We start from the raw sequence: 22869 nt of genomic DNA on the forward strand, positions 1-22869 counted from the left end.
GGGGGGGGAAAAACCCCCCCTTATTATGTTAGCGCTTGAGATTTGCCAGCTCTTGCAGCATTTCGTCCGTAACGGAAATAATCTTCGAATTGGCCTGAAAACCGCGCTGAGTGATGATCATATTGCTAAATTCTTGAGCTAAATCAACATTGGACATTTCCAGAGTACCAGGGTTAAGCTTGCCGCGGCCGCCGCTGCCTGTCACGCCGATCTCTGGCGTTCCGGAGTTGCTGGAAACGGCGTACAGGCTATCGCCTATTTTGGTTAAACCGGCTGGGTTATTGAACGTCGCCAGAGCAACCTGCGCCAGATTTCTTGTTTTGCCATTACTAAAACGGCCAACGATTACCCCATTGGGGTCAATGGTAACACCTTCGAGACTACCGGGAGGATACCCGTCTTGGTCAACAATTTGTAGCGTAGTATCGCCGCCATATTGGGTAACCTGGTCAAACTTTAATTGGATACCGCTCACTTTTTGAGCCGGGGTCGTATAACTAATATCGATGGTAGTAACGGTAGGAGGCGTTGTTGATGACAGTTTACCAGTAGCAGCATCAAAAGTAAGCCTGCCTGTAACGCTAGTAGCCGGTAAGGTTGCAACAGTATATTCACTGGTGTTAGAAATAGTATAATCCCAAGTGGTATCACCAGTTTTTGTAAACACAACTGGCAACGTATAGCGTTTGCCTAGATTGTCATAAATATCATAACTGACCTTCACGGTTGTACCGTTTGCCGCGTCCGCACTCAAATTATTGGCAAAAGTGATTGCCTTCGTTGCCTGAGCCGGCATTTGGGTTCCGACCGGTATATCGATGGTCGTCCGTTTGGACGGATCGGTATCGATATTACCGTTGCTGTCAGCTTTCCAGCCGACAACCTTATAACCTGTTCCCGGCACGATAAAATTACCTAATCTGTCGAAGTCAAAATTACCTGCCCGGGTAAATACTTCCGTCTTGCCGCCATCAGGAGATAAAACAAAAAAGCCTTTCCCTTGAATCGATAGGTCAGTCTGCTTGCCCGTCGGCTGGAAGCTGCCGTCGGTAAAAATGGTATCAATGCTGGCAATACTCACCCCTAAGCCAATTTGGATGGGGTTAGTACCACCTTGGTTGCCTATTCCCGACGAAGCTCCTTGCATGGTCTGGCTTAAAATATCCTGAAAGTTTACGCGGCTAGCCTTAAAACCAATGGTGTTGACATTGGCAATATTGTTACCGATAACATCCATCCTTGTCTGGTGATTTCTTAAACCGGAAACGCCGGCAAATAATGAACGCATCATTGTGTTATGACCTCCCACAATAAATTTTTAGAGCAATAATTATTAACGGCTGTCTCAGTCATTCGCCAGCCTGAGGGCTTCCTCATGGAGGTCCAGCCCTATACAATGACGGCGCTGTCAATATTGGTAAAAACGTTTTCTTTTATACTTGCGCCATCAATTGCGGTAATAACCGTTTTATTCCTGATACTTACAACCAAAGCAAGGTTATCCATTAATATGAGCGACTCTTTAGCCCCTTTCCGCGCCGCTTTTTCCACCGCACTATTTAATTTTACCAACTCGGTCTGGTTTAGCTGGATATTGCGGCTCTGCAACCGTTGAAGAGCATGTTGAGAAAATTTGATATCTGTTAAATATTGCTCCAACACCTGGCCAAAACTTGAACCGCCCTGAACAGGCGCCGTCGACTGTTTTCCCGGTGTTGGCGCTGACGAATTGGGTAGCCCGATCGGTCGCTGCGGGTAATAAATGCGGTTATCCGCCATCATGAACCTCCTTTTGTGCTCTCCTCTACCACTTGAATTTTACTCAATTCAACGGTAGTATCGCCCACAACTATATACGGCTGTCTGTCGCTAATTTTTACGGCGCGAACATTTCCGGCCTGTTCGGCGCCATTTTCATTCTGCCACCGGACTGTCTTGCCTATCAAGCCCATAGCCTGCATAGTAACCATAGTAGAGTTGAGATTCTGTATTTGCTCCAAGCTGGAAAACTGTGCCATTTGGGCGATAAACTCCTTATCTTCCATGGGCTTCATAGGATCTTGATACCTAAGTTGCGCTACCAGCAGCTTTAAAAAATCGTCTTTGCCCAGTTGGTCGTTTTTCTTAACTGACGAGCTGCTTTCTCCTGTAGCACTACTGGTCACAGTCACACTACTAACAGATGCCATCTCTGTTTTTCCCTCCTATACCCGATAGTCAATGCCGGAAGCGGCAGGGGCAATATAAGATGCTTCGTGAGTTTCCATAGCGGCAACCGCCGCAAGCTGATGCATATTTTTCCGTAAACCGGCTTTTGCAAAAATATGCTGACGCTGGTCGCGTTGATCACTCATAAAAGAGTGATTAAGCCCGGCGTATACGCCCACATATTCAACTTTAAACCCTTGATTGATTAATTCTTGTTTTAGCTCAGGCAACGAAGCCTCGATAATACTGCGAACTTCGGGATTGGTACTATGGAAACTAGCTGTAACCGTTCCACCGTTTTCTACCGCAACCTTCAAAGTTAGCTCCCCAAGATGTTCGGGTTTCAAATGAATAACCATTTCGGAGTTGTCTGCCCGCAAACGTAGTCGCGCTTGGGCCACTACTTGTTCCACTACTTTATAAGGATCATGAATGGTTTGGGTCGACGAAGCTGGATTAACTGGCGTCGTAACGTGAGCAAAGGAAGAAGGGTTTAACTGTTCAATTACGCCGGTAAAAAAGCTGGTAGAATTATCAACATGTTCCGGCTTTGTTGTCGGCAATAATCGTTCCTGTTTTTGCCCTGCCGGCTCGCCGGTAAATTCTCGCCAAGCTGTTTCCCCTGCCTCGCTGCTTGCAATAAATAGCGGTTGAACAACTTGCATGGGTTTCGTAAAATCGTCTGGCATTATATCCAACCCAGACATTACATTTTCTCCCAAAACCGGCATAGGCGCGCCAGGTCTCCCACTCCCCTTACCGTTATCAGGCCATACCTGCGATGTCGTTTTCCCACTTGCGGTCTGAAGTTGGGGATACTGGCTTATTCCGCAACCTAGCATAGCTGCCACATTGTTTAAGGCAATAGTACTGGCAACTGTTAGCTGTGCAACTGTTGGCTGTGCTGCGTATTGGTTCATTACCTTTTCAGCTTGTAGCACATATGCCGAAGGAAGAACGCCAACTGCCTCGATTGCTGCCGTTGCCTGCGACGAAGTCGGAGCATCTGTACTGATTAGCGGCAAAAATAGGCTGCTTGCCGTCCTTATATTAAAAGGTACCTTCTGTTCTAGCCCAGAACCCCCCAAGCCGGTGGCAATAGCAGAAGAACATCCAATTGTCCTGTTAATCTGTTGTTCTTCCGCCAACACCGACTGCGGTGTTAAAAATACCCATGGCGTTACTAGTGACGACGTCCCTTGCACCATTGCCGGCGTAGGAGGCATTAAATCGCCTTCCTTTTGCTCCTGTTTTTCCATCCCGCTGCCTGCAGAAACTGGCTGAACATTCACTATTTGACCAAATATTTCTGCGAAATTGAGCGACTTTCCTAATTGACCGGCTGCAGTTTTAATTTCTCGTGGCTGAATTCCTACCACTGGCGCTTCGGTGTTCATGTTTAATAAAGCTATTACCATATTCATTGTATTTCACCTCCTTTCATAGCGTTTATAGAAACTACATATCTTGTTTCTTTTTCAGCATTGCCTCGGTAAGACGGGCCGCCCGCCCGGCATCAAACGTTGCAAGAATCTTTGCTGCTTGGTCTTCTTCCATTTTATTTAATATGGCGAGAACAATGCTATCGTCCAATTGATTAAGAATATTAGCTGCTTCTTCTGGTTTCATATTAGTATAAAGGCGAGCGAGTTTGCTGGCGCGTTTAGCCTCTTCCATTTGCCGCCCTTTCACGCTTTTTTCCGTCACTTCTTCAGTAGCCGCAGATGGGTTAGTCTCAATTGGCGCCTTAACAGGTGGTGTCAAAGGCGCTGACTGAACTGGCAACGCTGCGCTTGCTTCCGTGTCCTCTGCAGGCGGTAGCACTGGTTGCGGTTTCGAGAAAAAACGGCCGATTACCGGCTTATCGTACAGTTTCCAGTCGTCCGCCAGCTTATCCAGATCTATAAAGTTCAAGTAAACACCTAGCCAAAAAGCCCCTCCGGCCAACATAAGCATTAGCAACAGTGCCAGCAATAATTTAAAGAAACCGCCCCAAGCCGTTTTCGGCGGAGTAGCAGCAACATTGTCCTTGATTTTCCCTGCCATTACCGCTTCTACTCCTCACTCAAATACTCTGACCATAGAAACTCATTACTCTCGCCACATACCCCTTAGTTTCGGCGTAAGGTGGAATACCATCATACCGGGCAACTGCCGCCGGTCCGGCGTTATAGGCAGCAACCGCCTTAATAACATCGCCATTGAACATATTCAACATGCTCTTTAAATAGCGTACGCCGCCATCAATGTTATCCCAGGGATCGTAAATGTTCCGCACCCCTAACTGGTTTGCCGTCTCTGGCATAAGCTGCATCACACCAACTGCCCCGGCGTCAGACACAGCGAGCGGAGATAAGCCCGATTCGGCCTGCGCTATGGCTAAGGCCAATTGGGGATCCACTCCGTGGCGGCGAGCAGCCGCATGAACCATGTTGGCAATTTCACTTGATGTTTTAGCACCTTCAGCCGGTTTGAGCGATTGAGTTCGGACAGATGCGAACGTTGCCGCAAAATCGCCTTTGGTAAAATGCGCAGGAGAAGTAAACCGCTGTTGGATTGCCGCAATACGTTGGGTAACTCTGCTAATACTTTCCATGTCAAACCTCATTGTTTACGGACAACTAACAAAGTGCCCATTTCGTCCAATAGTTTTTGTTCTTCCCGGCAAAGTTTGCCAAGGTACTCCCGCCGCCGTTTTTCGTATAGCTTTTCCACTACCTTGCGGGCTTGAACAGCCTGCTCAAGAGCCAACTGACACTGGCGACAGCGGTGTTCGGCAAGGCTAACTTTGGTTTTTTGTTGCGCGATTTCCTCCTTAAGTTTATCGAGATAATTATAAGCAATCTTAAGCTGATCAATTGTCGGTTTAGCTAGTTGTCTTGATTGGATAATATTCATATTCTCGGCAAATTGATCTGTCAACCGGCGGAGTTTTTCTTGTTCATTAAAACTATGTTTCATCGCTTCCGCCAGTTTCATTTGCGCGCGTTCTTCTTCCTTATGACGAATTTTTAGGATGGTTGCCAGGCGAAAACGAAACTTCTGCATTTCTTATTCACCCTTTAAGTCTGCCGCGCCAAGTCATGTAGCCAAGCAAGCGTATTGGTAAGATCGACCATTTCATGAACATCCTGCCGAAGAAATCGTCGCACACCGTCAATCAGCCGTACTGCCTGGTCAATCCGGGGATTGCTGCCGGCAGCATACGCACCAATATTGATCAGGTCTTCAGCTTCGTGGTATGTTGCCAAGACAGAGCGAAGTTTCTGCGCTGCCTGCCAATGCTCTTTATCGACTATATCCAGCATGACACGGCTGACGCTGGCTAAAACATCAATAGCTGGATAATGATTTTGCGCAGCCAGATCGCGCGACAGAACAATATGACCGTCAAGAATGCTGCGAACAGCGTCAGCAATTGGTTCATTCATATCATCGCCGTCAGCCAGCACGGTGTAAATACCTGTTATTGACCCTTTATCCCCAGTTCCCGACCGCTCCAAAAGCTTTGGCAGCATTGCAAAAACCGACGGCGTATAGCCACGGGTAGCAGGAGGTTCGCCCACTGTCAAACCTACCTCGCGCTGGGCCATTGCAAAGCGGGTAACCGAGTCCATCATCAGTGTTACATCTTTTCCTTGGTCACGGAAAAACTCGGCAATAGCCGTAGCCGTCATTGCACCTTTAATTCTGACGAGCGCAGGTTGATCCGAAGTTGCGACGACAACAACGGAACGTTTCAGGCCATCCTCACCGAGATCACGTTCGATAAACTCCCGGACTTCCCGTCCCCGTTCGCCGATTAAAGCGATAACGCTGATATCAGCTTCGGTATTGCGGGCAATCATACCCAGCAAAGTACTCTTGCCAACACCGCTGCCGGCCATAATACCAACTCGCTGCCCGCGCCCCAGAGTTAAAAATCCGTCAATGGCCCGCACGCCTACCGAAAGTGGTTCCGTAATCCGCCGCCGGCTAAGCGGTGGCGGCGGTAATGCATGAAGCGGATACTCGGCAGCGGTAGCGACCGGGCCTTTACCGTCAATAGGATTACCAAGGCCATCTAGCACTCGCCCAAGCAAGTCAGGTCCTACTCCTACTTTCAGCGTCCGGTTAGCCGCTATAACGCTACACCCTGGCCCAATTCCTTCGAGCTCACCAATTGGCATAAGCAGCACATGGTTGGGGCGAAAACCAACCACCTCTGCCGGAATAGGTTTTCCACCGCTACGCGGATGAATATAACACAACTCGCCCAAGTTAACGCTGGGTCCACGGGACTCAATTACCAACCCGATAATTTGGGTAATTTTCCCATTTAGTCGCATTGTTTCCGCACTCTTAACCGCACCAAGGTATCGCTCAAACCCGACTAGTTTCATGGCAATAGGTCCTCTAGCACTCTTTTTATCATTTCGAATTGTGTATCAATACGGGCATCGACCATTCCAAAGGGAGTATCGAGCAAACAACCGCCTCGACCTACGGTATTGTCGGCAACAATTTGCAAGGCTCTCTCGCGGCCAATCACCAGCTCTAGATCACGTTTGGCTTCCAATACTACCCCAAAATCCTCGGGATTTACCAGAATAGTTATTTGCTCTTGGTCACGTACTTTCTCAAGTGCAGCCCGTACAATCGGCAGAACTACCATTGGATTCTCCTCTATTTCGCGAGCTAAAATCTTTCGCGCCACCGCCAATGCCAAATCAATGATATGTCGTTCCGCATCAAGCAATGTTTGCCGATATTCCCGCTCTGCAGCAGCCAATAATTGTCCGGCTTGGTCGGCTGCCTGGCGCAATGCACCTTGCATCTCGGCCTCGATCTCCTGTCTTCCTTGCTGCACGCCATGACGGTACCCTTCTTGATAGCCCTGATCAAAGGCTTCTTTTTTTAAATTCTCATACTGCTGCCGGGCCTCGTTAAGTAAAGCAGCAGCATTCTGCTTCGCCTCACTTATCAACCTGGCCGCTTCTTTTTCCGCATTAGCAATTATTTCGTCATGTGCCCTTACTGCAGGGGCATTGGTTATTTCCGTTTGTTCAGTCGTATAAACGGGTTCAATAACTACGGGCGTACCTTGTACACGGACATATTTGATGATCTTAGACAATAATCTCGTCCCCCTTGCCGCGGGAAACGATGATTTCACCTGCTTCCTCCAGACGGCGGATCACATTGACAATCTTTTGTTGTGCCTCTTCTACATCACGGATACGAACCGGTCCCATATACTCAATTTCCTCACGCAACATTTCCGAAGCGCGTTTTGACATATTCTTATAGATTTTTTCCGCAACTTCACTAGACGCAGCTTTGAGGGCCAGGGCCAAATCTTTAGAATCGATTTCACGCAACACCAATTGCAGAGCGCGGTCGTCAAGCAGCACAATGTCCTCAAAGACAAACATCCGCTTTTTGATTTCCTCGGCCAGTTCAGGATGGTGGATTTCTAAATTCTCGATAATAGTTCGTTCCGTAGTCCGATCAACGCGGTTGAGGACTTCCACGATAGAATCCACGCCTCCGGCGGCGGTGAAATCCTGAGTAACAAGGGAAGAAAGTTTTCGTTCCAAGATGCGCTCTACGTCCCTGATAACATCAGGCGAAGTACGATCCATAGTCGCAATACGCCGCGCCACGTCAACTTGGCGGTCCGGCGGCAGCGCCGAAAGGATGGCTGCTGCCTGATCAGGTTGAAGATAGGCCATTATCAAGGCAATTGTTTGCGGATGTTCATTTTGAATAAAATTAAGCAGTTGCCCTGGATCTGTTTTACGGGCAAAGTCAAAAGGACGAATTTGCAGACTTGATGTTAAACGGTTAATAATTGCCATGGCTTTTTCGGCGCCCAGTGCTTTTTCTAAAATTTCCCTGGCGTAATCTAATCCGCCAGTGGAAATGTATTCTTTGGCAAGACATATCTGATGGAATTCAGCCAGCACGCGGTCCTTATATTCCTGCGGAACTTTACGCTGATTAGCGATTTCGAGGGTGAGCTTTTCAATTTCGTCTTCGCGCAGATGTTTAAACACCTGGGCGGAAATATCGGGGCCAAGGGCAATCAGTAAAATTGCAGCTTTCTGTTTACCTGTAAGTTCACCAGACTGATACAATATACCCACCCCACGCTTTAACTACTCTTCGGCCAACCATGTTCTGATTAAATGAGCTACTTCTTCGGGTTTGGATTTTGCCAGTTTCTCGACGGTCTCCCGTTGCTGTAGCCGTTCTTTTTCCTGCGGCGTAAGTTCCTTGCTCTTAATTGGCACAGACTGCGGTTGCGGCGGAACAATGGTCACAACTTCGGATTCTTCTTTTTGCTGCTGACGCCGCACAAACAAACGCATGATATATAAAAGTGCAATAAGACCAATTGCCGCAGCTCCAATCTTTAACCATAACTCCTGTCGCTGTTGCTGTTCAAAAGCCTGTTCTTCCCGACGCTGCCTTTCCTGCAGTTCGGTGCTGAAGGGAATACTTTCCACCGAAATTGTATCGCCGCGCGACGGGTTCAATCCTACAGCTGATGCGACCGTTTTAGCGATGCTTTCCTGCTTCGCCCGATCGATACTGGCATCTACTAGTACTGCCACGGTTAACCGCTTTATCGCTCCAGGCGCCGTAACAACCTTTTCCTTAGTTTCATTAATCTCATAATTACGGGTTACTTCCTTTTTCTCGTAATTAGACTGATTATTAGCGCCTGTCACATAACCGGGAATGTTAGCCGTAGTGCCAGGTACGCCCCCAGCCACAGGTGCAGAACCACGGTACGTTTCAGACATCTCTTGCATGCTCCGAATAATTCCCTTATCGTCAACAATAGGCTCAAAAATCTGACGATCAATCGTACGCTGATCAAAATTGAGTTCCACACTCACTCGTGCTGCCGCTTTGCCTGGACCCAAAACCTGCTCCAAAAGAGTATGGACATTTTTCTGCAAGTCTTCCTGAATTTTTTTGGTCAGTTCAAGCTGTGTCACCGGAATTGTGCCAGCAGTAAAAGGTGTATCCACTTGGTCATTAAGTACGCGGGCATAGTTGTCAACCACCGTAACATTTTCCGGTTTAAGCCCTTGAATACTATGAGCAACAAGATTGACAATGCCGCGGACTTGTTCGCGCGATAACTGAACGCCAGGCCGAAGCTTCAACATAACGGAAGCCGTTGCCGGTTTTTCATTCTTTTTGTATAAACTGTCTTCCGCGAGCACAATATGCACTCGGGCCTTTTCCACTTCGGCCATTTGTTCGATCGTGCGCGTTAACTCCCCCTGTAAAGCTTGTAAAAGGTAAACTTTCTGTTGAAAATCGGTAATGCCGAATTTGGTTTGATCAAAAATTTCAAATCCCTTATATCCTCGCGGCAGTCCCTGACTAGCTAATTCCAGTCTGACACGGTGCACATCCTTTGCGGGAACGAGAATAGCAGATCCATTGGCTTCAATCTGGTGCGGAACCTTCATTTCCTTCAGTTTCCCGACCACTTCACCGGCATCTTTAAGATCAAGGCCAGTATACAACGGAACATAGTCAATCCGCCCGCCCCACCAGTAGCTCCACAACAAAATTGCCGCAAAAACGAAAAAAGCTGAAGCAGCAATTAAATAACGTTGTTTCTTGCCCAGACTCCGCCAGATCTGCAGGGACTGCTCCTTCCAGTCAGCCATAGTCCCCAACCTTTCAGTGGCAAATATTCATTCTGCGACTATACTTGCATGCGCATAACTTCCTGGTAGGCGTCAACTACCTTATTGCGCACCTGCATGGTAAGTTGTAAGGCAATCGTAGCTTTTTCCGCAGCGATGACAACCTCGGAAATATCTTGCACTTTGCCGGCCGCTAAATTCAAAGAAGCCTGCTGCGCTTCTTGCTGTAGCCGGTTTACGTCCCGCAGTGCGTCTGTCAAAAATTGTGCAAAATCTTTATGACTGTTCTGTGAAGAAGTAGCGCCTTCTGCATTAATGCGGCTTCCCACAGGCGAAAGGCCCAATTTTGCAATCTGCATCAGTTTTTTCCTCCCTATCGTCCGATTTCCAACGCTTTCAAAGCCATACTCTTAGCTGCGTTTATAGCGGTTACATTGGCCTCATAAGCCCTAGCCGCAGTCATCATATCAACCATCTCAGCAATGATATTCACATTGGGCATGGCCACATAACCGGCGGCATTGGCATCGGGATGATTAGGATCAAATACCTGGCGAAAAGGTGCTTCATCCTTAACAATACCAACTACTCTTACACCAACGTTTTCCACCTTGCCGGACAACAAATCAGCGAAAGAGTTTTGCCCTGCCCGGGGTTGGAAAATAACCATCTGGCGCCGGTAAGGTCCGCCTTCCGGTGTACGGGTAGTGTTGGCGTTGGCAATATTATTAGAAATAACGTCCATTCTGAGGCGTTCCGCTGTCATGCCGGATGCGGCCGCATCAATTGCGGTGAACAAACCCATACTTAACGCCTCCCCTCATTGATAACGGATTTTAGGTTGCTAAAATAACGATTAAGCTGCTGGGCAACAGCATCATAATAAATATTGTTCTTCGCCATCTCGGCCATTTCAAAATCAATATCAACATTATTACCGTCAGCGCGGTAGGCCGTATTGTTGACGGTTATTACTTCAACAGAAAAATCGTCACCCTTTGCCGCTATGTGCCGCTGATGTGTTCGGGAAAGACCTGATTTGGCGTTAAGAGCCTGCTTTAACTGCTCTTCAAAGTGAACCTCACTGCGTTTAAACCCTGGCGTGTTTACATTGGCAATATTATTACTAATGACTTTGTGCCGCAAAGCGGCAGCTGCTAAAGCCTTTTCTAAAACTTTCACCTGCGGGGAAGAGACTAAGGCGTCAAACACCCAGATCATCTCACTTTCTGTAAACTCCATCTTACCTATATTATGTGTTTTCAGTTCCAGTTTTCCTTTTATTTCTACAAGAAACGGCAAAATCCTTTAACTATAATAAGAGACGGTGTTTCTTTAAACTAAACTACCAAAAAAAAAGCAACCACCCTTCGCTAAGTGGTTGCTTCAAAAAATTAAATTATTACTACTTTTTCATTTTTTTCAGTTCGTCCAATAGCCGATCGTTAAGCACCTTGATATAAGTTCCCTTCATGCCCAGCGACTTGGACTCAATGACCCCTGCGCTTTCGAATTTACGAAGCGCGTTGACAATAACAGAACGGGTGATGCCAACCCGGTCGGCAATTTTGCTCGCTACGAGCAATCCTTCATTGCCTTCCAACTCACCCAGGATGTGCATTACCGCCTCCAGTTCGGAGTAAGAAAGCGTTCCAAGCGCAACCTGCACAGTCGCTTTTTTCCGAGCTTCTTCTTCAATTTTATCACTGCGGTCCCGCAAAATTTCCATTCCAACGACGGTAGCACCGTATTCCGCTAAGATAAGGTCATCGTCCGTAAACTCTACGTGGAATTTAGCGACAATCAGCGTACCGATCCTTTCGCCGCCGCCGTGAATAGGGACGATAGTCGTAAACTTATCGTTAAACATGCACACCGTACCTTCACTAAAAGCGCACATACCACTTTCCAAGCGAAGGTTGGGCGAAGTTTCGCTGATTTTGAGCAGCCATTCGACATAGCGTTCTGGGAAATAGCCCTGTTTGAGGACTTTGTCGCGCATCAGGTCGCACTCAAAGTCGTCGATGAGAGCATATCCTAAAACGGCGCCTTCTTTGCTAACAATGTAGACATTAGCGCTCATTACGTTGCTTAACACAGAAGAAATGTCATCATATTGGACTTTTTCGGCTTTTTGCAGCAATTTATTAATTTTTCGCGTACGATCCAGCAATGACAGCACAGTTCATTCTCCTACCTTTCATAATTAAAATTAAAATAATTAAAATAAATGAAAAACCATAATTATAAAATATTAATTATAAAATATAATGAGACAGATCCTGGTCAACAATGATGTGTCCTAACTTAGACTGCACATACTGCCGATCAATGACAATATGCTTTTCGGTCAAATCAGGAGCTTCAAAAGCAAGATCCTCCAATAATTTTTCCAAAATAGTATGAAGGCGGCGAGCTCCAATGTTTTCTGTTTGCGCATTCACTTTGCAGGCAATTTCTGCTAATTCATCAATAGCATCTTCGGTAAACTCAATTTTTATACCTTCTGTTGCTAATAAGCCGGTATACTGTTTAATGAGGGCATTAGCCGGCTCGGTGAGAATTTGCCGAAAATCTTCTTTTGATAAGCTGGTAAGCTCTACACGGATAGGAAACCGCCCCTGCAATTCGGGAATAAGATCGGATGGCTTGGAAATATGGAAGGCGCCGGCGGCAATAAACAAAATATGATCCGTTTTCACTGGTCCGTATTTAGTCATTACCGTCGAACCTTCAACAATCGGCAGAATATCGCGTTGCACGCCTTCCCGCGAAACATCGGGACCGGTGGAATGTCCGCGCCCGGCAATTTTATCAATTTCATCTAAAAAGATAATCCCATAGTTTTCTGCCTGATAAATCGCTTCGGCGATTACTTCATCCATATCAATTAACTTTTGCGCTTCTTCCTGCGTAAAAATCTTGCGGGCATTCGCAACTGTCACTTTACGCTTTTTTTGTTTTTTGGGCAACAAACTTCCAAGCATATCCTGAATATTAATTCCCATCTCTTCAATACCAGCACCGGCAAACATACCAACCATGGGATGGGAATTGTCTTCCACCGTAATTTCAATTAGCTCATCCTCTAACTCGCCTTGCTTCAGCCGCTTACGCCACCATTCTCTGCCAACATCATGCCCAGTTGTTTCGGAAACCGGTTGCTGTTCTTTTTGCTGGCTTATCCCCCCAGTAAACAGTATTTCAAAAGGATTCCGCGGTGGTTCTTTTTTAACGGTAGGATAAAAATAGTCTATGATGCGCTCATCCGCCAACTCTCGTGCCCGGTCATTAACTTCCAGCATTTTTTCTTGCTTGACCATGCGAATAGCCGTCTCCACCAAGTCGCGCACCATGGATTCCACATCGCGCCCTACATAACCAATTTCCGTAAATTTCGTTGCTTCCACTTTTACAAAAGGAGCATTAACCAGCTTGGCCAGGCGACGGGCAATTTCCGTTTTACCTACACCAGTAGGGCCGATCATAAGAATATTTTTAGGGATGATTTCTTCCTTGAGTTCCGCCGGAAGCTGTTTGCTGCGCCAACGATTGCGCAAGGCTACGGCTACCGATTTTTTCGCCTCATGTTGACCAACAATATATTTATTTAATTGGGCAACGATTTGTTTTGGGGTCAATTCCATCCCCAGTACTCCCCCCTTAAAGTTCCTCTACCGTGATCTGGTTATTGGTATAAACACATATTGAAGCGGCAATTTGGAGCGCTTCCCTGGCAATCTCTGCCGCAGATAAGCCGGAATACTTCGCCAGCGCTCGCGCTGCCGCCAGGGCGTAAGGACCGCCGGAACCAATAGCGGTGATACCATCATCCGGTTCAATAACCTCGCCGTTGCCCGATATAATTAGCATTGATTGAGCGTCGCAAACAATTAAAAGCGCTTCCAGGCGCCGAAGAACCTTGTCCATTCGCCATTCTTTGGCCAATTCAACGGCGGCACGCATAAGGTTGCCGTTAAATTCTTCCAGTTTACTTTCGAATTTGCCAAACAGCGTAAAGGCATCGGCAACCGAACCGGCAAAGCCGGCCAAAATTTTGCCATGGTATAACCGGCGCACTTTTTTGGCATTGTGTTTCATTACGGTATTGCCGCCAAAAGTAACTTGGCCGTCTCCGGCAATGGCCGTTTTCCCTTTGTGCCGCACGGCAACAATTGTGGTTGCATGAAACATGACCCTTCCACCTCCTATGCCCGGGGATGTGTCTCCCGGTAAACTGCCTTGAGCCTTTCCTTGGTAACATGAGTATAAAGTTGCGTGGTCGAAAGATTGACATGCCCAAGCATTTCTTGTACAGAGCGTAAGTCCGCACCATTATTTAGCATATGCGTAGCAAAGGTATGCCGAATGGTGTGAGGACTAACTTTTTTAGCAACCGCAAGATTGGCTATGTATTTGTCAATAATTCTTCTGACACTGCGATCAGTAAGCGGTCCACCTTTGCTGTTGATAAACAAAAACTGATGTTGTTCTTTACGCCATTTGCTATATAGTCGGGGACGGGCATCAGCTAGATAGCGTTCCAGCGCTGCTGCTGCTGTCCGTCCTATAGGCACAATGCGCTCTTTGGCTCCCTTACCACAGACAATGACAAAACGACTGACCAAATCCACATCACTAGTTTTCAGACCTGTCAGTTCGGCCACGCGAATGCCTGTCGCATATAGCAGTTCAAGTATTGCGGCATCACGCCGTCCCAGCACATCATCAGCCGGCAATTCCAATAACTCGGCAACTTCCCTCTCATCTAAAAAAACAGGCAGTTTTTTTTCGATTTTAGGCGTGTGAACTAGTTTAAACGGATTAGTATCAACCAAACCTTCCCGGCATAAAAAACGGTAAAAAGAGCGTAAAGCTGCAATCCGCCGAGCAATGGTCGTCCGTGCGTAATCATCAGCCTTCAGCCTTGCCAAATAAGCACGAATAAGCATGGGCGTAATGGCGGCGAACAGTACCTCGCTTCCATTATGTTGCAGGGCAAATTCCCAGAAATGTTCAATGTCTTCACGGTAACTCTTTACCGTGTGCGGCGAAGCATTTTTCTCTAAGCGTAGATATCGGAAAAATTGTTCTATTTCCTGTCGGCAGAAGCGCATAATACCTCGTTTTTTGTCGAAAATCCTGTTAGACCAAATTCATTAATTTATACTAGCATAAGCGGTAATTTTATGCAAGGCCGTTGTCTAATTTTTCTATAAAATTCCTCAGACTCGCTAAAGCCCTTTGGGCAATAATTGTATTTTTCCGTTTTTTATCCCGGACCGGCTGATCCAAGGAAGGAAGCAACCCGAAATTTACATTCATAGGTTGAAAGTGACGGGGATCAGCATTAGTAATGTACCGACAAAGCGCGCCATGGGCCGTATCCTCAGGAAAAACTAATGGTTCCTGCCCGCGGGCCAGCCGAGCGGCATTAATGCCGGCGACTATGCCGCAGGCTGCTGATTCTACATATCCCTCAACACCGGTGATCTGTCCGGCAAACAGAATGGCAGGATTGTTTTGCATCTGGAGAGTGGGTTTCAGGACTTTTGGGGAATTAATAAAAGTATTGCGATGCATTACACCATACCGTACAAACTCTGCATTTTCCAGTCCTGGAATTAGCCTAAAAACCCGCTTTTGTTCCGGCCATTTCAAGTGCGTTTGAAAACCAACGATATTATATAGAGTTGCTGCCCCATTGTCCTGGCGAAGCTGTACTACGGCGTACGGGATTTCTCCTGTTACTGGATGTCTTAGCCCAACCGGCTTCATTGGTCCAAACCGCAAGGTGTCAATGCCGCGCTTGGCCATTACTTCAACAGGCATACAACCTTCAAAAAATATCTCTTTTTCAAATTCTTTTATCGGAGCCGTTTCGGCAGTAATCAGTTCGTGCCAAAATCTTTCATATTCTTCCTTGGTCATTGGACAGTTAAGGTAGTCGTCGTCCCCTTTGCCATAGCGGGAAGCCCGATAGATTTTATCCATGTTCAGCGAATCGGCGGTTACAAGCGGCGCAGCAGCGTCGTAAAAATACAGGTAATCATGCCCGGTCAAACGTGCTATGGCCTCGGATAAAGCAGGAGACGTCAAAGGACCGCTGGCAATAACCAGCGGCTGAACGTTGGGAATGTCTTTTACTTCTTCAGCTATAACGCGAATACGAGGGTGTGCTGAGATGAGCTCGGTTACCATCCGACTAAACTTTTCCCGGTCTACGGCTAACGCCCCTCCCGCAGGAACGCGGTTAACATCGGCGGCCCGCATAATAACGGAGTTAAGCCGCCGCATCTCTTCTTTTAATAAGCCAACCGCATTTTCAATCGCCGCGGCACGGAGGGAATTGCTACAGACAAGTTCAGCAAAAAAACCGGTATGATGCGCCGGCGTCATTACCTTAGGACGCATTTCAAATAAATCTACGTCCACACCGGCCTCAGCGATTTGCCAAGCAGCCTCGCTACCGGCGAGACCGGCCCCGATTACTGTTACTCTACCCACTTTTTTCCCTCCGCTTACTGCTAGTCTTGGAATTCTCAGACTTAGCCGTCGTTATTTGCTCATTTGTAGGACAGGCGGGATTAGCGCAAACTACTTTCGAACTCCCTTTTTTGAAGCTATGGCGAACCATAAACGAACCACAAGTTTTGCACGTTTCCTGCAAAGGCCGATCCCAAGTTACAAAGTCACATGCCGGATAGTTCTCACAACCATAAAAAACTTTACCTCGTTTCGTCCGCCGTTCTACAATTTCGCCCTGGCACTTGGGACACCGTACCCCTGTTGTTTTTAAAATTGGCTTGGTATTGCGACATTCCGGAAAACCCGGGCAGGCTAAAAAATTGCCGTAACGTCCGTGTTTAACTACCATCAAACGACCGCAGTTTTCGCACTTCACGTCCGATACTTCAACGGGAAGCTCTACCTGGAGAATTTCTTTCTCAGCTTTGCTTAACGTTTCAGCAAAAGGCTGGTAAAAATTCCTGAGCACCTCAACATGGGAAATTTCACCTTCGGCGATATCATCAAGACGATCTTCCATGCTCGCGGTAAACTCTACGTCCACGATATCGGGAAAATGGCGCTTTAGTAGATCGACAACTACAAAACCTAATTCAGTTGGTTGAAACTTTTTGTCTACACGCTGCACATACCCACGCTCAATAATCGTCTGAATTATGGGAGCATAGGTACTGGGGCGGCCAATCCCTTTTTCTTCCAGTGTTTTTACCAGTGAAGCCTCGGTATAGCGGGGCGGTGGCTGTGTGAAATGCTGCTTGGGAACAATTTTGGCCAATTTCAGCGTCTGACCGGCCATAAGCTCAGGCAGTTGAATATCCTTTTCTTTTTCTTCCTCATCTTTTGCTTCGGTGTACACTGCCATGAAACCCTGGAACTTAAGCTGAGATCCTGTAGCCTTAAGGCCAAAACGACCAGCCGTAATGTCTACCGATAGAGTGTCATAAATAGCGGCTGCCATTTGACTGGCAAGAAACCGTTCCCAAATAAGTGTATACAGTTTAAGTTGATCACGGGTAAGAAAATTAACCAAACTTTGCGGCTCCAGTTCAATACTGGTCGGCCTTATCGCCTCATGCGCATCTTGGGCTTTTTTATTAGCATAGACAGGTGGACGTTCTGGTAAATAAGCACTGCCGTACTTGTCCGCAATGTATTTTCGCGCTTCTTGTTGAGCAGTCTCCGCAACACGCGTTGAATCGGTACGAATATAGGTGACAAGACCTACCGGGCCTTTGCTGCCGATATCCAATCCTTCATAAAGTTGCTGAGCCAGCATCATGGTTTTGCGAGATGTAAATCCGAGCTTGCGCGCCGCCTCCTGCTGGAGACTGCTGGTAGTAAAAGGCGGCGCTGGATTGCGACGCCGTTCCTTGCGTTTAATTTCGGCAACAGTAAACTCTGCCTGTTCAAGCTCGCTTTTAAAAGCTTCCGCCTGCGTTTCATTGGCAATTTCGATTTTTTCGCCATCTACGGTGATTACTTCCGCTTCAAATAAAGCCGCCCGGACTTTCTCCCGTAGTTTGGCCGTAAGCGTCCAATATTCTGTCGGAACAAATGCCTGAATTTCTTTTTCGCGGTCGCAAATCAGCCGCACTGCCACCGATTGCACCCGCCCGGCACTGAGTCCTTTGCGCACTTTACGCCACAGCAGCGGACTAAGCTTGTAGCCGACAATGCGGTCCAAAATGCGTCGGGCCTGTTGAGCATCTACCCTGTATTTGTTAATCGGCCGCGGCCTTTTAATTGCCTGCTGAATGGCAGTCTTAGTAATCTCATTAAATTCAATCCTACATGCTTTATCGGCCGGTATATTCAGAATATGAGCCAAATGCCAAGCGATGGCTTCACCTTCCCGGTCCGGGTCGGTGGCAAGATATACTGTATCAGCTTTTTTGGCCTCTTCTTTCAGGCTTTTTATAATTTCTCCCTTGCCGCGGATATTGATATATTTGGGAGTAAAGTCCTGTTCGATATCAACGCCAAATTGACTTTTCGGCAGGTCGCGCAAATGCCCCATCGAAGCACGGACGATATAATTTCTACCCAAAAACTTTTCAATTGTCTTAGCCTTAGCTGGCGACTCCACGACAACGAGCGCTTTACTCACCTGTCTCCCTCCCTAGCCGTGCGAATATAACGCTTGGCGCCGTCTTCGCCTATCAGGCCGCGTAATTCAAGCTGTAGGAGTGCATATGTTACTTTAGATGCGGAAAGATTCGTTTTTATGACAATTTCGTCAACGCTGAGAGGATGTTCATAATCAAGACTTCCATAAACGGCAGCTTCATCAGGCAATAGTTCCGGAGCCGCATAATGAGACACTGGCCGCACATCATATTCTTCTAGTATGTCCTGAACTTCGGTAACGAGCTTTGCGCCCTGTTTAAGCAGACGGTGAACGCCTTTACTGCCTTCGGAAAATATGCTTCCGGGAACGGCAAATACATCCCTACCCTCTTCCAAAGCATAGTCGGCTGTAATCAAAGCGCCGCTTCTTTCCCCTGCCTCCACAACGACAACGCCACGGCACATCCCATTTATAATACGGTTACGCGCCGGAAAATGACCGGCGTGTGGCGGCGTGCCCGGAGCGTATTCCGATATAATGCCACCTGTCTCGGCAATTTCGGCCAGTATTTTGGCGTTTTCCGGGGGATAACAGACATCCACGCCACATCCTAATACAGCATAGGTTTGGCCTTTTTGCAGCGCCCCCTTATGCGCCGCCGTATCAATGCCCCTTGCTGCGCCGCTGACCACACCGATACCGGCGGCTGCCAACCCGGCGCCTAGCATTTGGGCAACATTCCGTCCGTATGACGATGCCCGCCTAGCGCCAACAATCGCAATTAGAAGTTCCTTTGGTCGAGGAAGCCTGCCTCGGTAAAATAAAACGTAAGGCGGATTAAAAATTTCACGTAGCAGCGGCGGGTATTCATGGTCGGTAAACATACAAATGCAAATCCCAGCTTGCCGCCACCGTTCCGCTAAACGATGTATATCTATCTTTTCCCGGTATACAAGTAAATTATTACAACTGGTCTCATCAAGACAACGACACAAAAATAAATCGCCCCTATTAGCCTGCCAGGCTTGCTGGGCGCTACCAAAAAAAGCAATTAAGCTCCTGAGCCGCGAAGGGCCGATTCCCGGCGCCATTTGCAAAGCTGCCGCATATATTCTCTCCATTTATCAGTGCACCGCCTTGAAAAAAGTTGCCTATAAAGGCAACTGCTGGGGATTATTATAGCTGGTATGAAAATTCTGGTCAAGGCATAAATTGAGATATTTTATCAGTTATGATCCGAGCAGCATCATAAGCGGCGAGTGGCCGTCCCAAAGCGAAAGCTTTTCGCCGCATTACACCAAGCTCTGCCGGTTGGTCAATAAGCAGGCGCGTCAACTGTGTTTTCAGTTCTTGCAACTGATTGGCCTGAACAGCGACTCCTTGAGTTAATAGATATTGAGTATTGACTTCTTCTTGACCGGGTATGGGACGATAAATTAAAAGCGGTAGGCCTTTCGCCAGAGCTTCTGCTGACGTCATGCCGCCGGGTTTGGATATAAGCAGGCTGGCGACAGTCATTAGTTCATGCACATTGTGGACGAAGCCAAACACCCGCACCGGATGCCTAGCGTCCTTGGCCCGGCGAAGTACTTTATCATACATTTTGTTATTGTTGCCGGTAACAACTATGAGCTGTAGCGAAACGTCAAGCTCATCGCATATATCAATAATTTTGTCCATAGGCAATACGCCTGCTCCGCCCCCCATGACCAGGACCGTCCGCCGCTCTGGATCAAGGCCTAGCTTTGACAATATGCTGGGGAAGCTGGGTACAGCGAAGGCACTATCTATTGGTATGCCGATAACAGAAATACGTGCTGAGTCTAAGCCATGTTCGATGAGATAGTTACGCATGGTTTCATTGGCAACAAAATAATGACCAATTTCCGGATACACCCATAAGCGATGCACGACAAAATCAGTAATAACAGCAAAGGTAGGAATATCAAAGTCAGTCGTTTTAGCTAAGTGGGCGATAAGTCCGGCCGGAGTGGCATGAGTACAAACGACGGCAGAAGGCTGATACTGGAAAATATAATGTCTCATCTGACGAGCAAGGTATTTGCTTATTAATTCCCGCCCTGTTACGGCCAACGGACTTTTATTCCCCCAGCCATACATGGCGCCATACGCACCAGGAATCAAATCCAAAATGGCAAGATATATCTTCAGTATCGATTTGCCGATGACAGCGGGAAAAAAATCAAAAACATTGGCAATGGCTGTTTCCACGCCGGGTTGAAAGTCCTGAAGCGCCTTGCTTACGGCCTGCGCCGCGCGAACATGACCCGCTCCAATCGGGGCAGTGATAAAAAGAACGCGAACCTTATGATTCATGGTAAACTCCTCTTCTCAAAGGGTTCCGTACCATTCCACCTTGCTGTTATCGGCAGTGCGTGCCAGTAATTCAGCGGCGGTTAGATCGCCATAAACGGGCAGGTCGCCAGCGATTTCCTGCAAAGGAACCAATACAAATCTTCGTTCTAAAATTCGGGGATGAGGCAAGGTGAGTGTATCCGTTTTCATACAGACATCGTTATAAACTAAGATATCAATATCAATGGTCCTTGGTCCCCACCGCAAGGTACGAACCCTGCCCAATGTCCTTTCCACTCTCAGGCAGGTTGCCAAGAGCTGCTCAGGGCCATAAGCCGTCACGATACTTGCAACCGCGTTAAGAAAAGCCGGCTGATCCTTCTTGCCAACAGGTTCCGTTTCATATAAGGACGAAACACGTAGCACCTCAATCAATGGGTCTTCACCCAGAAACTGTATAGCCAAGCGGATATTTTCTTCCCGGTCGCCTATATTTGAACCGAACCCTAGAATTATCATGTCCCTAGCCTCCGAGTAACCTCAATTTGCACATAGTCAAGCGAACCCGGAATAGGTACAGCCGGTTTTCGCACCCTGACGGTAACGGCACTAACCAAAGAACCTGCATTAAGGACAGCGGTAGCAATGTGGTCGGCCAAGGTCTCCAATAACCGGAAACGGCGCGTTTCCACAATATCTTTGACAATGCGGTAAATCAAGGTATAATCCACGGTATCTACCAGGTTATCCGTCTTACCCGCTAAACCGAGGTCGGCCTCCATTTCCAAGTCTATATAAAACCGCTGGCCATGTTCCTGTTCATGTTCATGCACGCCATGATAGCCATAAAATACCATGTTTTGCAATAAAATCCGGTCGCTCATCATCCCCGCCTCCTTACCATGGCATCACTCATACGGGCAATACGTGTGATTTGCTTTACGTCGTGTACGCGCACAATGCTGACCCCTTTGACAATTCCCAAGGCTACCGTTGCGCCTGTGCCTTCTATCCGGTCGTCAACAGGCAAGTTAAGCACTTCGCCAATAAACCGCTTGCGCGACGTACCGAGCAATATGGGACATCCTAAGGACCTAAGTTCGTCGAGGCGCGCCATAACGGTTAGATTCTGGTCAGGCGTTTTACCAAAGCCAATGCCCGGATCCACAATAAAATGCCCAGGATGAATGCCGGCGGCCATGCCGATTTCCAGACTATGTCGCAGGAAGGCACATATTTCTGCCATAATATCACGCTCGTAAACGGCCTCTGTCTTATTATGCATTACTACTACTGGCACCTGATATTTAGCTACCACTTTAGCCATACGAGGATCGCCTTGCAGGCCCCAGACGTCGTTGATAATATGTACGCCAAGTTTCAGGGCTTCTTCAGCAACGACGGCTTTATAAGTATCTACTGAGATTGGCACCGGGACGGTGGACACTAATTTTTCTAAGATAGGAAGCAGCCGTTCCATTTCCTCTTCGGCCGAAATTTTAGTAGCTCCGTAAGGTCGGGTTGACTCAGCGCCGATATCGATAATATCGGCACCGTCTCTAACCATTTTTTCCGCTTGTTTCAGAGCAGCGTCCAGATTATTATACCTTCCGCCATCAGAAAAGGAATCAGGTGTTACATTTAAAATTCCCATGATAATCGTCCGCTCCGGACTTAGGCTGAGCTGCCGGTCAGTCCAGGAAAAATGACGGACAGGAAAGTTTTCGCTTGCGGCCAAAACCATTTCCAGTTCCTCAGCTACTTTCGGCAGTCCCCAAGGCTGAGCTTTCAGTTGGGATAGTGCGAGCCTGTATTGCTTTAAAGTTGCACAAACAACAACATCGGTCGTCTCCACACTGAGGTCAGCCGTCCCGCGCGCCACCGCCACTTCAGCACCTTTGGCAAGAAAAGTCTGTTTGAGGAGATTGGCTGCTTTGCTCGGAACATTCTCCAACATAACAGTTTTAAAAACCGCCTTTCCCGCCATTATCTTGATACCTGCCGGATCACAGCCTAGGCGGGCTAGGATTTCCCGGGCTTGCTGTTCGTTATCTATTTGTATAATGCGGGGATTGAAACTCATAAGGCAGCCTC

Annotated in this window: 25 protein-coding genes; all 25 read right to left on the reverse strand. The window is 47.5% G+C overall.

Translation table 11 applies throughout. The features are described 5' to 3' along the window. Nucleotides 1-28: 28 nt before the first annotated feature. Nucleotides 29-1291: a flagellar hook protein FlgE gene (locus TCARDRAFT_RS02520; protein WP_007288431.1), complete on the reverse strand. Its 1263-nt coding sequence runs from the start codon at nt 1289-1291 to the stop codon at nt 29-31. Nucleotides 1292-1389: 98 nt separating this feature from the next. Next, nucleotides 1390-1779, reverse strand: coding sequence for a TIGR02530 family flagellar biosynthesis protein (locus TCARDRAFT_RS02525; protein WP_040682955.1), 390 nt, complete (start codon nt 1777-1779; stop codon nt 1390-1392). Then, nucleotides 1779-2189: a flagellar hook assembly protein FlgD gene (gene flgD, locus TCARDRAFT_RS02530; protein ID WP_007288432.1), complete on the reverse strand. Its 411-nt coding sequence runs from the start codon at nt 2187-2189 to the stop codon at nt 1779-1781. Before flgD ends, TCARDRAFT_RS02525 begins: the two co-directional genes overlap by 1 nt. A gap of 15 nt (nt 2190-2204) precedes the next feature. Then, entirely contained in the window at nt 2205-3632 is a 1428-nt protein-coding gene (locus tag TCARDRAFT_RS14495; RefSeq protein ID WP_007288433.1) for a flagellar hook-length control protein FliK, read from the reverse strand. 34 nt (nt 3633-3666) lie between these two features. After that, nucleotides 3667-4254, reverse strand: coding sequence for a MotE family protein (locus TCARDRAFT_RS02540; RefSeq protein WP_007288434.1), 588 nt, complete (start codon nt 4252-4254; stop codon nt 3667-3669). Nucleotides 4255-4273: 19 nt separating this feature from the next. Further along, entirely contained in the window at nt 4274-4804 is a 531-nt protein-coding gene (locus TCARDRAFT_RS02545) for a lytic transglycosylase domain-containing protein (RefSeq protein ID WP_007288435.1), read from the reverse strand. An 8-nt stretch (nt 4805-4812) separates the two neighbouring features. Continuing rightward, complete coding sequence (fliJ, locus tag TCARDRAFT_RS02550; protein WP_007288436.1) at nt 4813-5256, reverse strand: flagellar export protein FliJ; 444 nt, start codon at nt 5254-5256, stop codon at nt 4813-4815. Between the two features lie 14 nt (nt 5257-5270). Next, nucleotides 5271-6590: a flagellar protein export ATPase FliI gene (gene fliI, locus TCARDRAFT_RS02555; RefSeq protein WP_007288437.1), complete on the reverse strand. Its 1320-nt coding sequence runs from the start codon at nt 6588-6590 to the stop codon at nt 5271-5273. Beyond that, nucleotides 6587-7324 carry a FliH/SctL family protein gene (locus TCARDRAFT_RS02560; protein WP_050769564.1) on the reverse strand — a complete coding sequence of 246 codons (738 nt, stop codon included), beginning with the start codon at nt 7322-7324 and terminating at the stop codon, nt 6587-6589. Before TCARDRAFT_RS02560 ends, fliI begins: the two co-directional genes overlap by 4 nt. Further along, nucleotides 7317-8327, reverse strand: coding sequence for a flagellar motor switch protein FliG (fliG, locus tag TCARDRAFT_RS02565; RefSeq protein ID WP_007288439.1), 1011 nt, complete (start codon nt 8325-8327; stop codon nt 7317-7319). The genes TCARDRAFT_RS02560 and fliG overlap by 8 nt, the downstream gene beginning before the upstream one ends. A gap of 21 nt (nt 8328-8348) precedes the next feature. Beyond that, on the reverse strand, nt 8349-9884 hold the full coding sequence (gene fliF, locus TCARDRAFT_RS02570; protein ID WP_007288440.1) for a flagellar basal-body MS-ring/collar protein FliF: 1536 nt from the start codon (nt 9882-9884) through the stop codon (nt 8349-8351). 38 nt (nt 9885-9922) lie between these two features. After that, entirely contained in the window at nt 9923-10222 is a 300-nt protein-coding gene (gene fliE, locus TCARDRAFT_RS02575; RefSeq protein WP_007288441.1) for a flagellar hook-basal body complex protein FliE, read from the reverse strand. A 14-nt stretch (nt 10223-10236) separates the two neighbouring features. Then, nucleotides 10237-10668 (reverse strand): flagellar basal body rod protein FlgC, encoded by a 432-nt coding sequence (flgC, locus tag TCARDRAFT_RS02580; RefSeq protein WP_007288442.1) that lies wholly within the window; start codon nt 10666-10668, stop codon nt 10237-10239. A 2-nt stretch (nt 10669-10670) separates the two neighbouring features. Then, the gene (gene flgB / locus TCARDRAFT_RS02585) at nt 10671-11084 is read right to left on the reverse strand and encodes a flagellar basal body rod protein FlgB (protein ID WP_156784622.1); all 414 of its coding nucleotides are present in this window, start codon (nt 11082-11084) and stop codon (nt 10671-10673) included. Nucleotides 11085-11268: 184 nt separating this feature from the next. Continuing rightward, on the reverse strand, nt 11269-12045 hold the full coding sequence (gene codY, locus TCARDRAFT_RS02590; RefSeq protein ID WP_007288444.1) for a GTP-sensing pleiotropic transcriptional regulator CodY: 777 nt from the start codon (nt 12043-12045) through the stop codon (nt 11269-11271). Between the two features lie 76 nt (nt 12046-12121). Beyond that, nucleotides 12122-13510: an ATP-dependent protease ATPase subunit HslU gene (gene hslU, locus TCARDRAFT_RS02595; RefSeq protein WP_007288445.1), complete on the reverse strand. Its 1389-nt coding sequence runs from the start codon at nt 13508-13510 to the stop codon at nt 12122-12124. A 16-nt stretch (nt 13511-13526) separates the two neighbouring features. Continuing rightward, a complete protein-coding gene (gene hslV, locus TCARDRAFT_RS02600; protein ID WP_007288446.1) occupies nt 13527-14057 on the reverse strand; it encodes an ATP-dependent protease subunit HslV in 531 nt (176 codons plus the stop codon). A gap of 14 nt (nt 14058-14071) precedes the next feature. Next, complete coding sequence (xerC, locus tag TCARDRAFT_RS02605) at nt 14072-14980, reverse strand: tyrosine recombinase XerC (protein ID WP_007288447.1); 909 nt, start codon at nt 14978-14980, stop codon at nt 14072-14074. 70 nt (nt 14981-15050) lie between these two features. After that, a complete protein-coding gene (gene trmFO, locus TCARDRAFT_RS02610; protein ID WP_007288448.1) occupies nt 15051-16370 on the reverse strand; it encodes an FADH(2)-oxidizing methylenetetrahydrofolate--tRNA-(uracil(54)-C(5))-methyltransferase TrmFO in 1320 nt (439 codons plus the stop codon). Next, entirely contained in the window at nt 16363-18498 is a 2136-nt protein-coding gene (gene topA, locus TCARDRAFT_RS02615) for a type I DNA topoisomerase (RefSeq protein ID WP_007288449.1), read from the reverse strand. Before topA ends, trmFO begins: the two co-directional genes overlap by 8 nt. After that, nucleotides 18495-19580: a DNA-processing protein DprA gene (gene dprA, locus TCARDRAFT_RS02620; RefSeq protein ID WP_040682956.1), complete on the reverse strand. Its 1086-nt coding sequence runs from the start codon at nt 19578-19580 to the stop codon at nt 18495-18497. Before dprA ends, topA begins: the two co-directional genes overlap by 4 nt. A 79-nt stretch (nt 19581-19659) precedes the next feature. After that, nucleotides 19660-20796, reverse strand: coding sequence for an MGDG synthase family glycosyltransferase (locus tag TCARDRAFT_RS02625; RefSeq protein ID WP_007288451.1), 1137 nt, complete (start codon nt 20794-20796; stop codon nt 19660-19662). A gap of 15 nt (nt 20797-20811) precedes the next feature. Continuing rightward, the gene (folK, locus tag TCARDRAFT_RS02630) at nt 20812-21294 is read right to left on the reverse strand and encodes a 2-amino-4-hydroxy-6-hydroxymethyldihydropteridine diphosphokinase (RefSeq protein WP_007288452.1); all 483 of its coding nucleotides are present in this window, start codon (nt 21292-21294) and stop codon (nt 20812-20814) included. After that, nucleotides 21291-21659: a dihydroneopterin aldolase gene (folB, locus tag TCARDRAFT_RS02635; RefSeq protein WP_232199072.1), complete on the reverse strand. Its 369-nt coding sequence runs from the start codon at nt 21657-21659 to the stop codon at nt 21291-21293. Before folB ends, folK begins: the two co-directional genes overlap by 4 nt. Beyond that, nucleotides 21659-22858 carry a dihydropteroate synthase gene (folP, locus tag TCARDRAFT_RS02640; protein WP_007288454.1) on the reverse strand — a complete coding sequence of 400 codons (1200 nt, stop codon included), beginning with the start codon at nt 22856-22858 and terminating at the stop codon, nt 21659-21661. Before folP ends, folB begins: the two co-directional genes overlap by 1 nt. Nucleotides 22859-22869 lie beyond the last annotated feature (11 nt).

The sequence above is a fragment of the Thermosinus carboxydivorans Nor1 genome, from assembly GCF_000169155.1.
GTDB lineage: Bacteria > Bacillota > Negativicutes > Sporomusales > Thermosinaceae > Thermosinus > Thermosinus carboxydivorans.